General features: G+C 69.4%; 10 protein-coding genes. 4 read left to right on the top strand and 6 right to left on the bottom strand.

What is annotated here, in order from left to right; genetic code table 11:
* Positions 1-72 precede the first annotated feature (72 nt).
* Positions 73-1,368: a tetratricopeptide repeat protein gene (locus tag ACZ4EG_RS26835; RefSeq protein ID WP_467792390.1), complete on the bottom strand. Its 1,296-nt coding sequence runs from the start codon at positions 1,366-1,368 to the stop codon at positions 73-75.
* A 753-nt stretch (positions 1,369-2,121) separates the two neighbouring features.
* Between ACZ4EG_RS26835 and ACZ4EG_RS26830 the strand changes: the two genes are divergently transcribed.
* Together ACZ4EG_RS26830 and ACZ4EG_RS26825 are read left to right on the top strand one after the other, a co-directional pair.
* Entirely contained in the window at positions 2,122-2,529 is a 408-nt protein-coding gene (locus ACZ4EG_RS26830) for a hypothetical protein (RefSeq protein WP_467792389.1), read from the top strand.
* A gap of 116 nt (positions 2,530-2,645) precedes the next feature.
* Positions 2,646-3,095, top strand: a complete 450-nt coding sequence (locus ACZ4EG_RS26825) for a DUF5707 domain-containing protein (RefSeq protein WP_467792388.1) — start codon at positions 2,646-2,648, stop codon at positions 3,093-3,095.
* 15 nt (positions 3,096-3,110) lie between these two features.
* On the opposite strand, the gene ACZ4EG_RS26820 is transcribed toward ACZ4EG_RS26825, so the two are convergent.
* From ACZ4EG_RS26820 to ACZ4EG_RS26805, 4 genes are all read right to left on the bottom strand, one after another.
* Positions 3,111-3,461, bottom strand: coding sequence for a hypothetical protein (locus ACZ4EG_RS26820; protein WP_453557831.1), 351 nt, complete (start codon positions 3,459-3,461; stop codon positions 3,111-3,113).
* Between the two features lie 392 nt (positions 3,462-3,853).
* Positions 3,854-5,422, bottom strand: coding sequence for a carbohydrate-binding protein (locus tag ACZ4EG_RS26815; protein WP_467792387.1), 1,569 nt, complete (start codon positions 5,420-5,422; stop codon positions 3,854-3,856).
* A 275-nt stretch (positions 5,423-5,697) separates the two neighbouring features.
* Complete coding sequence (locus tag ACZ4EG_RS26810; protein ID WP_467792386.1) at positions 5,698-6,513, bottom strand: SDR family NAD(P)-dependent oxidoreductase; 816 nt, start codon at positions 6,511-6,513, stop codon at positions 5,698-5,700.
* Positions 6,510-7,517 carry an NADP-dependent oxidoreductase gene (locus ACZ4EG_RS26805; RefSeq protein WP_453557867.1) on the bottom strand — a complete coding sequence of 336 codons (1,008 nt, stop codon included), beginning with the start codon at positions 7,515-7,517 and terminating at the stop codon, positions 6,510-6,512. The genes ACZ4EG_RS26810 and ACZ4EG_RS26805 overlap by 4 nt, the downstream gene beginning before the upstream one ends.
* Before the next feature lie 381 nt (positions 7,518-7,898).
* Here ACZ4EG_RS26805 and ACZ4EG_RS26800 point away from each other — a divergent pair, with 381 nt between their 5' ends.
* Both ACZ4EG_RS26800 and ACZ4EG_RS26795 read left to right on the top strand, forming a co-directional pair.
* The gene (locus ACZ4EG_RS26800) at positions 7,899-8,297 is read left to right on the top strand and encodes a DUF485 domain-containing protein (RefSeq protein WP_453557826.1); all 399 of its coding nucleotides are present in this window, start codon (positions 7,899-7,901) and stop codon (positions 8,295-8,297) included.
* Positions 8,294-9,910 (top strand): sodium/solute symporter, encoded by a 1,617-nt coding sequence (locus tag ACZ4EG_RS26795; protein WP_467792385.1) that lies wholly within the window; start codon positions 8,294-8,296, stop codon positions 9,908-9,910. The genes ACZ4EG_RS26800 and ACZ4EG_RS26795 overlap by 4 nt, the downstream gene beginning before the upstream one ends.
* On the opposite strand, the gene ACZ4EG_RS26790 is transcribed toward ACZ4EG_RS26795, so the two are convergent.
* The gene (locus tag ACZ4EG_RS26790) at positions 9,911-11,533 is read right to left on the bottom strand and encodes an alpha/beta hydrolase (RefSeq protein WP_467792384.1); all 1,623 of its coding nucleotides are present in this window, start codon (positions 11,531-11,533) and stop codon (positions 9,911-9,913) included.
* Positions 11,534-11,633 lie beyond the last annotated feature (100 nt).

Below are 11,633 nucleotides of genomic sequence, written 5' to 3'. Positions count from 1 at the left end.
TGTATCGGCGAACCTAGGCGCGCTTCGTATGCCTGTCAACTGATGTTGAGGGGCTGAATTGAGCGATGAGACCTAACTCATCCGATGTATTGCGGACAGGCGGAGAAGGTCGACGGCTTCGTTCGGGCGGCCTTGTTCGATGAGCAGGTGGGCCAGTTCGCGGCGGTCGGAGTCTCCCGTGGTCCCCTGGAGGGCGGCGATCGCCTCCTCCCTCCGGCCCGTGTCCGCCAACAGACGTGCCACCGAGACGGCCCGAGACGGATACGCGTCCTGTCCGAGCCCTTGGGCTTCGGCCAGCGCCTCCTCTGTTCTGCCCGCTTCGCCGAGGAGCCAGATGCGGTAGTGGGCCAGGGAATCCCGCTCATCGGCGCGAGTGTGCTCCACGACCTCGGCCAGGAGACCGAGCGCCTCTGCGGCCCGGCCGTGATCGGTCATCAGCTCCAGGACCACGGCCAGCATGCAGGTGCAGTCCGACTCGGCGAGGTGGGGCCGTGCCACCTCGATCGCCTCGTCCACCCGCCCGTGCCGGCCGAGAAGGTCCACCAGGGAACTCGCGGCGTTTGCCGAGGTGTCGGCGAAGGGCCGCAACGCCCCGACGGCCTCGTCGAGCCGTCCCAGCTCGGCGAGCCGCTCGGCCAGAGCGGACACGCCGTACAGGCCGTGCGGGCCGGCGACAAAGGCCCGCAGTTGTCCCAGCCGGTCCTGACGGGCGAGCAGGCCGGCGCACTCCTCAAGCGTGTTGACGTTTCTGTGGTGGCCGGAGTCGATATGGGCACTCAGCACCTCGACGGCCTCGTCCGCGCGGCCCTGTCGTTCCAGCGTCCGACTCAGCACGATCACGGCGTTCCCCGGTTTCCCGGTGCCTGTCTCGCTCTCGACCAGGGGTCGGACCAGGTCGGCGACCTCCGCATCACGCCCGTGTCCCTCGGTCGCCTCGGCCAGTGCCTCCAGGAGGAACCAGTCCGCCAAGTGGGGGCGGAGCACATCGATCGCCTCGCCGACCCGCCCGTGCCGCGCCAGCAGCCCCGCCAGCTCGGCGAGCGCCAGACGCTCCCCGGCCTCGGCCTGCGCCCGCACCAGCTCGACCGCCTCGTCCACACGTCCCCGGTCCTCAAGGACGCGGGCGGCCACAGAGATGGCGCCCCACCAGTCGGTCGCGGCGTAGGGGGAGATGACCTCCCAGGCCGCCTCCGGCTCGCCCCGGCGCAGCAGTTCCTTCACCGCACCCGTCGCACAGAACCACTCGCCGGACTCGGCGGCCGTCAGGACGACAGCCAAGTACCCGTGGTCGAGGAGCAACTGGACGGTGACGGGCGGGACACCCTCCAACCGGCGGGCACGGCGCTCAAGGTCATCGGCGTTCATCATGGCGGCACTCTAAGGACCGGCACTGACAACGACGGCGGGCGCCGTGGACCGACCTCGAAACGGGCGCCGCCGTCGGTTCCTTGCCGCGAGCATCCGGTCAGAAAGGGCGATGCCGCGTAGGCGTCCGAAAGCCGTGCGCGAGGAGCGCTGGCGGCCGCGCAGCCATGTACGCGTGCTTCGGATCCCGACCGTGTCTGCCCGCACCCGCGTGGCCGTACGGCGAGTAGAAGACGAACTCGATCAACCAGGCATCGTGGCTCGGGCTCTCGCCAGGTTTGACAGGGCGTTCGAACAGCCGGGCTGATTCCTCAATGCGCCTGAGGCGTGGGAGCCGGGTCTGGAGATCGAGGACGCCCGTGACGACCTCGAAGAGGTGCTATGGCGTCTCCCCTCGGGGGCACGCGTTGGCCTGGGCCGCCTTGTCCGCCGCATTGATGAGGAGTTCGAGCGGCGGACACTTCCGCATCCGGGCCCGATGCCCGAGTGGACCGCGGGCCGATGGTGGTGGTGGCGTATGCGGGATCGCTGAGGTGGAGGGATCTTCGAGGCCATGGGGTGAGAGAACAGGGCCGGGGAGAGATGCATGTTCCGCACCAAGGCGTCCAGACCCGTGCCACATGGACGGGAGAGAGCCGCACGACGGACGCTGCCGGGTAGAGCCGCCGTCCGGCGTGGAGCGCTGGGCGCGCAGGCCGTGCTGACGCTTGCGACCACGATCCCGGCGACGGCTTCAGCGATGCCACAGCCCGTGCAGTGAGACTGCCCGACGTCAGTTGCGGCAACGCCACCATCAACGAGATCACCGTCGACCGGCAGACCCCCATCGACCCCGTCGAGGAGCCGCCGGGCGGCTGGCCCAGCGTGGCTCCCCAGGTGAACCGGGCCCACCTGGGCGCGCGCACCGACGTGGTCACGATCGGGATCGGCGTCAACGCCCTGCCCATCGCAGACATGGAGGAGGCCTGCTTGCTCCTGGGCACCGGCCGGCCCGACGAGGCCACACCCTGCCGGGACGCCTACGAAGACGGTGGCCCGTCCCTCGACCGTGAGTCGATCCACGAGCTTCGGCCACGACGCGCCGCCGGCCACGCCAACATGGCGACCCAGGACGAGGCCGCCATCCGCGCGGCACTGTGTGCCGGTAGCCCGTGCGTGACCTGAGTACGCGGCATGAGTAGTTGTGCTCATGCCGCACGGTCAGCTACTGGACGAGGATGAAGCCGCCGCGAACGCGGTGGACACACAAGGTGGTTGACCTGTCCACGGGGGTTGGTTTCATGTCCAGGCGCATCATTGTTTCCGGGCTCGCCGCTGTTGTCGTGCTGGGAGCGGCCGGTGCCTACGCCTTCGTGGCGCAGGCCTCCGAGGACGGACCGACGGTGAAGGACAGCTCCGCCGACTACATCGCGCCGGCCACCGGCCACGACGGCTCCATCTCCTTCACGACCCGTGTGACGGACGACTCGGGAGTGCGGAGCGTGAAGGTCCTGGTCTGGCCGGGAAGCATGAAGCCGGCTCCGACGGCCAAGGAGATGTCCGCCGTCGAGTCCGCCACGTGCACGGCGGCCGGGGACGGAGCCGCTACGTGCCGGTACAGCGCGAAGGTGTCCGGCACGGACGCCGCCACGGCACCGCGCGGGACGTGGCACGTCGCGGTCCTTGTCACCGCGAAGGACGGCGACACGGTGTTCGTGCCCAAGGCAGCGGACTTCACCGTGACTCGCTGAGCGTCATGGAGGCGCTCACCGGAGGAAGACGACCGAGCGCAGCTTCAAGCGGTCGGTGGCCGGCGCACCGTGTGGGCGCAGGATCCAGAACGCGCCGGTGCAGTCGGGCTCGGTGAATACCACCGCGATCTCGTCCGTGTCGTTGTGCGGGGCGAAGGCGGGTTCGGAGGCGCCCGGGTCCGCGGCCTCCGGGATGACCAGGCATTCGCCGCTCGACGGGTTGTGGAGAGTGGCCGGGTACGGCTTCCCGTTGAGACCGATGAACTTGTAGCTGAAGTCGCCGGTCGCGGCATGCGCGGGTGTGGCCAGAACGGCGGTGAGGGCAAGAGCACCGACTGCTGCGGAGATGGAGTGCCGGATACGCACGGAGTTCTCGTTTCCTGAAAGACGCCAAGACCACCGCACCTTTACCTCTCACCCGGCCTCGTACGCGGAGACTTTGAAAGGGAAGGTTTCTCCCTCATCCGTTCGGCGGAGTCCCGTGTGGGACGGATACGAGAGCGATCCGGGCCGTCCCGCCCGAACACCCGGGGCAGGCAGGCGACGGGGGGAGGAGTACGCCTGCCTGCCGCGGTGGGTGATACCCCTCCGGGAAGTCAGGATCGAAAGGGGTACCGCGTGCCCCGTGGCGGGGTCATCCCGTACAGCGCAGCACGCGCCGACAGTGTCACTGCGGCCGTCGTCCAACGTCGCAAGGGGCGCCGGCGAGGGTGTCGGGTACCCTCGCCGGCGCCGGGGTTGATTGCCGGGGTGGCCGGTTACGGCGTCACCACCTTGCCGCCGAAGGTGACGACGAGGCTGCCGTTCGCGGCGAAGGACCAGCCCAGGGCGCCGGAGTACGAGGAGCACCGGGACCCGTTCGAGCCGGTCCAGAACTGGTTGGAGCTGTCGGCGTCACCGACGGTCTTGTCGTTCGACCCGTTGACGGCGAACCGGCACGAGGTGTTGTTCCGGAACACCGAAGTTCCGGCGTCGAAGGAGAAGTTGCGCTCCGCGTTGTCGACACTGGCGTTGTTCGAAATGGCCATCTTGCCGGGGTTGCTGTTGTACGTGAATCCGTGATGGCCGTTGTGGTAGGCGACGCTGTGCTGGACAACGTGGTTGACCGCGATGTCGTCGCCGCCGAGCTTGTAGCCGTTGCGGTCGCCGTTGGAGTTGACGGTGCCGTCGCTGAGCGTGCCGTTGTTGTAGGAGAGGGAGTACTCGATGGTCACCGGGCCGATGGCGCCGGTGTCGGTCTTGGTGTAGAGGTCCCAGCCGTCGTCGATGTTGTTGTGGGAGACGTCGTAGCGGAAGACGTTCCCGGTGCCGGTGGTGAGCTTCGCGGCGAAGCCGTCCGCGTCCTCGCCGTCGGAGTCGGCGTTGTCGTGCGACTCGGAGCTCAGGATCAGGTTGTTGGACGGCCACTGGCTGCTCGGGGTGCTGGAGGAGATCCGTCCGAGCTGCAGTCCCGTGTCGCGGTTGTAGCGCGTCACCGCGCGCTCGATGACGTTGTTGCTGCCGCCGACGTAGATCCCGTTGTCACCGGCGTGCTCGACGGTGATGCCGTGGACGCGCCAGTACGAGGCATTCAGCTGGAGCCCGCGGTTCGACGAACTCTCGCTCTGGGCGGAGAAGTTCAGTACGGGGGTCTCGCCCGGGTAGGCGGACAGCGTGGTGCGGGCGCCGGAGGTGCCGTCGTTGCCCTGCGGGACGGTGACCGTCGAGGAGTGGTTGTACGTCCCGCCGCGCAGGTAGATGGTGCCGCCGGGCGTGATGCGGCTGATCGCCGAGGTGAGCGTCGTCGGGGCCGACTGTGTTCCGGCCGCGCTGTCGCTGCCGTTCGGCGACACGTACAGCACGGTGCCCGTCGTCGCGGTGGAGACCTCGGCGTCCACGTAGTCGATGTTGGGCAGGCCGGTGGAGGCGGTCGGGTTGAGGCGGATGGTGTTGCTTCCCGCGCCGACCGGCACGGTGAGCGTCTTGGTCGCCCACGTCCCCCATGCGCCCGTGCTCTCGAAGGACGTCGACGTGGTGGTCGAGCCGTTCACCGTGACGTCGGCTGGTCGTGCGGCGGTGGTTCCGTTGGCGAAGCGGATCTGCAGTGTCGCCGTGCCCGTGGTGGAGGCGTTCACGGTGAACTGCGCGTAGGCGCCGACCGCGTTGGTGCCGTTGCAGAATCCGCTGCCGGAGTAGCCGGTCCAGTCGGAGTCGATGGTGCCGGTGCAGACCGCGGGGGAGTTCTCGGCCTCGTAATGGGTGGTCGCGGCCTGCGCTGTGGTGCCGGAGAGCGCGACGAGCGTGCCGGCCAGCAGGCCGGCGGATGCGATGACTGGTCTCAGGTGCATCGTTCGCCTCGGATTCTGTTCGGTTGAGTGAACAGTGGTCACGGTTGTGTGCGACGCACAGGTACGGAAAGCGCTTTCTCGTGAAGTTAGAGAGCTGTCGTAGGCGCGTCAAGACTTGGTTCCGTGTTCATTGTTCACGACCATGAATCGCTCATTGTTCACGACCATGAATCCGAGGCGGGAGTGTTCCCTCTGGGCCGAGCCATCGGCCAAGCGGCAGCGCTGGGCGCGGGGCAGAAGTACCCCGCGCCCAGCCGAGCCTGCCGTGTGCGCTCTCAGATGCCGGCGGCGACCTTGCCGGCACCGGGGCCGGGCACGTTGCGGAAGCGGAACGGCTCCGGTTCGCGGCCGGCCTGGATGAACCAGCACTCCCCGGTGCCGTCACCGGTGGCGATCCGCAGCACCGTGTCCGCCACGACCTGAGCCGGGATGACCGGCAGTCCCTGCTCGGAGAGCATGTCGCGCAGCGGGTCGATGATCCGCGACTCGGCGAACCCCGGGCAGACCGCGTTGAAGCGCACGTTGTCCGGCGCGAGAGCCGGTCCCAGGGAGCGGGCGAGTCCGACGACCGCGTGCTTGTTGGCCGCATACAGGGGATCGAGCGGCACTGCCGCCAGGCCCGCCAGGGACGCGGTCGCCACGATCGAGCCGCCACCGCGCGCCCGCAGCGCCGGCAGCACCGCGTGGGTGCCGAAGACGACGCCGTCGAGGTTGGCGCCCATCGCGCGGCGGTAGCGCGCCGGGTCGAAGTCCTCGCCGACCCCGCATCCGGTCGCCACGCCCGCGTTGAGCAACGCGATGTCGACACCGCCGTACTGCTCCTGGGCGAAGTCGACCAGGGCGCGGTTGGCGTCGAGGTCGGAGACGTCACAGGCGCGGAACTGGCCGCCGACCAGCTCGGCCACCTCCCGGCCGCCCTGTGCGTCGAGGTCGGCGACGACCACCTTGGCCCCGGCCTCGGCCAGCGTCAGTGCCGAGGCCCGGCCCAGTCCGCTGGCACCGCCGGTGACGATGGCCACCTTGCCCTGGAGCGGGCCTCCGCCTGCCTGCTCGCTCCCTGCGGCGGCGGTCGCGCTCTCGCCGGCGGTCACGACAGCTCCAGCACGAGCTTGCCGACGTTCTCGCTGCGGAAGAGCATCTGCAGGGTCTCGGGGAAGTCGTCCAGCGTGCCCCTGACCACGTGTTCCTTGACCTTGATGCGGCCGGCGCCGATCAGGGCGGAGATCTCCTGTGCGGCCTCCGCGTAGCGCTTGGCGTAGTCGAAGACGACGAAGCCCTCCATGCGGGCGCGACGCACCAGCAGCGAGAGGTAGTTGGACGGGCCGTGGACCGGCGTGGCGTTGTTGTACTGGCTGATCGCGCCGCAGACCACGACGCGTGCGTGCATCGCCAGCCGGGTCAGGGCCGCGTCGAGGATCTCCCCTCCGACGTTGTCGAAGTAGACGTCGATGCCGTCAGGGGTGTGCCGGCGCAGTGCCTTCCTGACGTCCTCGGCGCGGTAGTCGATCGCCGCGTCGAATCCCAGCTCGTCGGTGAGCAGCGCGCACTTCTGCGGCCCTCCGGCGATGCCCACGACCCGGCAGCCCTTGGCCTTCGCGATCTGACCCACGATGGTCCCGACCGCGCCGGCCGCCCCGGACACCACCACGGTCTCGCCGTCCTTCAGCGCCCCGACGTCCAACAGGCCGAAATAGGCGGTCATGCCGGGCATGCCCAGCGCCCCCAGATAGGTGGAGGGCGGGGCGAGGGAGGTGTCGATCTTCATGGCGCCCCGGCCGTCGGAGACCACGTACTCCTGGACGCCGAACGTGCCGACCACGTGGTCGCCCGGCTGGTAGTCGGGGTGGTTGGACGCGGTGACCTCGATGACCGATCCGGCGCGCATCACCTCACCGATGCCCACGGGTGGCAGATAGGAGGGGCGGTCGTCCAGCCACCCCCGCATGGCCGGGTCCAGGGAGATGACGCGCGTCCGGCCCGCGAACCGTCCCGGGCCCGGTTCCTCGACGAGCCCGGAACAGTGCTCCCAGTCCTCGGGTTTCACGTCACCCACGGGGCGCGCTGCCAGACGGATCTGACGGTTGGTCGCAGACATCATGCCTCCTGTCGCTCACGGCTCCTGGTGACCATACCGACCAGTAGGTACGCGGCGATGCGTGATCTTCGCCACAGCGCCTCGGTGACCTTGTCCTCGGGTGCCCCTCCCGGATGTCGGATCGAGCCGAAAACGTAACGCCCAACAGGGTTATCAGCCATTCCGACTGGTCGGTAACGTGCGCCCCCACGCCCGTTCTCCTGCCCGCCCCCACGGATCAGAGCCGCACCGGAAGGCCATGCGATGACATACGCCGACGACCACCGGCATCCGCCACCAGCATCGACGGGATGGCCGCGGCCGCAGAGCCGGCCCCCTGGCCACACCCCTCGGTACGAGTCGTACGCGCGGGATCCGTGGCAGGAGTCGTACGGACGCGACGTGCCTGCATACGACTCGTACGGATACGACGCCCTTCCCTACGACCCGTACGGGCGAGCCCCCCGGCAGCAGCCGTACGCACGCGAGACCGATCGCCAGAATGCCGACCTCGTTGCCCTCCGCTCGGCCTACCGCGTGCTGCGCCGGGTCTCCACGCTGACCGCGCTCGGCTCCTTTGTGCTGTACGTGCTGCTGTCCTGCTTCGCGCCGGACCTGATGGGATCCGCCATCGCCGGTGAGGTGAGCCTGGGCATGGCGCTCGGCGTCTTCCAGCTCGTCGTCACCTTCGCGGCGATCCTCTGGTACGGGCGCAGCGCACGACGCTCCGTGGACCCGCTGGCACGGCTCGTCAGGGAGCGGGCGGCCGCGTCGGCCCGGAACGCCGGGGTGGCACGATGACCGACTTCGGCTCCGGGACGCAGGCCACCGTCCTGATCCTGTTCACCGTCCTGGTCACCCTCACCCTTCTCATGTGCGTGATGGCCGGACCGGACCGCGACGACCTGACGAACTTCTACACCGGCTACCTCTCGCTCACGCCGCTCAGGAACGGCCTGGCGATCGCCGGTGACTACATCTCCGCGGCCACGGTGCTGAGCACCACCGGCATCGTCGCGCTCGCCGGATACGACGGCTATGTCCTGGCGGTCAGCACCGCCATGTCGCTGGTGCTGCTGATGTTCCTGCTGGCCGAACCCCTGCGCAACGCCGGCAAGTTCACCATGGGCGACGTCCTGGCCCGCAACATGCCCGGGCGTGCCGTCCGTATCGCCTCCTGCGTGGTGACCCTGGCGGCGACCCTCCCCTTCCTCGTCGTCCAGCTCTCCGGGGCCGGATCGCTGCTCACCTTCATCCTGGGCATCCCGCACTCGGCGGGCGCCAGGACGACATGCATCGTCCTCGTCGGCAGCCTGATGATCATTTACGCGGCCATCGGCGGCATGCGCGGCACCGCCCTCATCCAGATGATCAAGATCGTGCTCCTGCTGGGCACCAGTCTCGTCATCGCCGCCCTGGTCCTGAACCGCTTCGACTGGAACCCCGGCGACGTCCTCCGGGCCGCCCAGCACGGCAGCGGCGCAGGCTCCGCCTACCTCCGGCAGGGCCTGCAACTCGGCACCTCCGCCGGTGACCGGCTGGACTTCGCCAGTCTCCAGATCACCGTGATCCTCGGCGCGGCCTGCCTGCCGCACATCACGATGCGTCTGTACTCCGCGCGCGACGTACCGGCCGTGCGCCGCTCCATGTCCTGGGCGGTCGGCACGGTCACGACCTTCTGTCTGATCGTGATCATCCTGGGTACCGGTGCGGCGGCCCTGGTGGGATCCCGCTACATCACCGCGGCCGACCCGCACGGCAGGACGTCGGTGCTCATACTGTCCCGGATGTTCGGCGGCGGCCCCGGCTCCGCGGGCTCGACGATCCTCTACGCGGCCGTCGCCGGCACGGTGTTCATCACCCTGCTGTCCTCGGTCGCGGGGATGACCCTGGCCGCGGCCTCGTCGCTCGCCCACGACCTGTTCACCCACGCGGCGCGGCGGGGACAGGCGGCGCCGCGTACGGAGATGACGGTGGCGGCCTGGGCGAGCGTGGTCGTGGGAGCCGCTGCCATCGCGCTCTCCACCCTGGTCCAGAACTGGGACGTCGGCGTGCTGACGACACTGGCGATCTGCATCGGGGCGTCGGCCGTGGCCCCCGCGTTGACCTACTCCCTCTTCTGGCGCGGATTCACACGTACCGGCCTGCTCGCGAGTCTCTACGGAGGCGCGGCCAGCGCGCTCGTGCTGATGGTCTTCTCCAAGGCCGTTTCGGGCACGCCGGCCTCGGTCTTCCCGAACGCGGACTTCGGCTGGTTCCCCATGCAGTCCACCGGCCTGGTCTCCATACCGGTCGGCTATCTGGCGGGCTGGCTGGGCAGCCGGATGGACCACCGGCGCAACGCTGCCGAAAGCCAGGAGAACCGGCGGCTGTACGAGGAGAGCGAGGCACGGCTGCTCGCCGCGGCAGAGTGATCAAGAGGGGGCGAGCGCCGGCCCTCCGCCGCCCGTGGCGATGCCGCCCCGTGGCTCGGGTGCGGCGAACGGGGCCCTGTCCGGCCGGCACGTTGCTCCGGCCGGCGGGAGGGTGCCGTCGATGAGGTAACGGCTCTCGTACGCGTTGACGCAGTCGCTGGGGTTGAGCAGGGCGGTGTGTCCGTACCCGTCGTTGGTGAGAAGGCGGGCGTCGGCCAGGTCCTTGGCCATGGCCTGCGCCGCTCGGTAGGGAGTGGCGGGGTCGTATCTGGTGCCGACCACCAGCACGGGGTGGGCCGTCGGCTTGTTCCACGGGCCGCGATAGCGGTTTGCGGCCACCGCCGGCCAGGTGGCACACGGCTCCGCCGCCCAGGTCCAGGAGCGCCCGGCATCGCCCGCGCCGATGGCGGCGGCCTCCTCCAGAGCGTGGTAGACACCGGGGTCGCGTGGATTGAGGCTGTCGGAGCACAGCACCGCACCACTCTGTTCCTCGCCCAGGTACGGGATCGGTACGGGCGGTGCGGGCAGGGGCGCGGACGGCTTCGGTACGCGCCCCTGCCACAGGTTCTGCAGCCTGTCGGCGAGGTCCGTCCAGCCGGGGTGGACGACGTTGAGGGCGCTCACCATGTCACCGACCGTCCGGCCATAGGTCCACGCGCCCACCGGGTGCGCCCGCAGACGCCGCATCAGCTCGTCGAACTTGTCCCGCGTCGCTTCGGGGCTGCCGGCCGAGAACGCGCAGGCGTCGATGGGGGTCGATCCGCACAGGGTGAGGAACTGGTCCAGGGTTGCCGCCGCGCCGCGGTCCGAACCCATGCGCAGGAACACCGGTAGTTCGGGTTCCTCGTTGGAGGCGTGGTTCGTCCAGGCCTGCGGATCGATGTTGCTGTCGAGAACCATGGCGCGGACCTTGCCGGGAAAGAGGTTGGCATAGGTGGCGCCGAGGAACGTGCCGTAGGAGATGCCCAGGTAGGTCAGTCGCGGTTCGCCCACCGCCCGGCGCAGCTGGTCGAGGTCGCGGGCGGTGTCTGCGGTCGACACATGGCGCAGGAGCTCGGGGTCGTGCTGCCGGCAGCGCCGGGACAGATCCTTGTACGCGGCGATCCAGTCCGCCCGCTGCCGCTCGCCCACCGGGAAGCCGGCCGGCCTGCCCGACATCCAGGCCTTGGCTTCCTCGGGACTTGCGAAGCAGTTCACGGCGGTGCTGTTGCCGACTCCGCGTGGATCCCAGCCGACGATGTCGAACCGTGCCCGTATCTCCTGCGGGAAGAGCTGGTAGTTCTGCGGCATCTCCACCGTTCCGGGGCCGCCGGGACCGCCGGGGTTGAAGAACAGGGTGCCGATACGCCGTCCGGGGCCGGTCGCCTTCCGTTTGACGACCGCCAGCTCGATGGTGCGACGAACGGGGTTGCGGTAGTCCAGCGGCACCTTCACGGTTGCGCAGTCGAACTCAGGGCCCCGAGCGCAGGGTTTCCACTCCAACTGCGGGGCAGGCACCGACGGCGCCCGTCCGTCGGCCGCGGTGACGTTCTGCGCGGTGCCTACGACCGCCAGGCAGCTCACCGCCGTGGCGATGGCAGCGGCACGACGCGCTCGGACAGCTATGGAGCCGGATATGGCCATGCTCAGTCCTTCAGCTCTGTCCCTCAGCTCCGCCCCCGCGCAGCCATGCGCCTCACGCCACCAGCGCCTTTTACGCCGGTGCGCATCCGCTTCAACGACA

It is taken from the genome of Streptomyces sp. NPDC025638, assembly GCF_055558775.1.
Note: the sequence above shows the minus strand (reverse complement) of the source record. Positions and strands in the feature narration are given on the sequence as shown.

Excerpts from the sequence above, each read along its gene's own strand:
- ACZ4EG_RS26795 (WP_467792385.1), top strand. The coding sequence starts at position 8,294 with ATGACCGACTTCGGCTCCGGGACGCAGGCCACCGTCCTGATCCTGTTC.
- ACZ4EG_RS26790 (WP_467792384.1), bottom strand. The coding sequence starts at position 11,533 with ATGGCCATATCCGGCTCCATAGCTGTCCGAGCGCGTCGTGCCGCTGCC.
- ACZ4EG_RS26835 (WP_467792390.1), bottom strand. The coding sequence starts at position 1,368 with ATGATGAACGCCGATGACCTTGAGCGCCGTGCCCGCCGGTTGGAGGGT.
- ACZ4EG_RS26825 (WP_467792388.1), top strand. The coding sequence starts at position 2,646 with ATGTCCAGGCGCATCATTGTTTCCGGGCTCGCCGCTGTTGTCGTGCTG.
- ACZ4EG_RS26815 (WP_467792387.1), bottom strand. The coding sequence starts at position 5,422 with ATGCACCTGAGACCAGTCATCGCATCCGCCGGCCTGCTGGCCGGCACG.
- ACZ4EG_RS26805 (WP_453557867.1), bottom strand. The coding sequence starts at position 7,517 with ATGTCTGCGACCAACCGTCAGATCCGTCTGGCAGCGCGCCCCGTGGGT.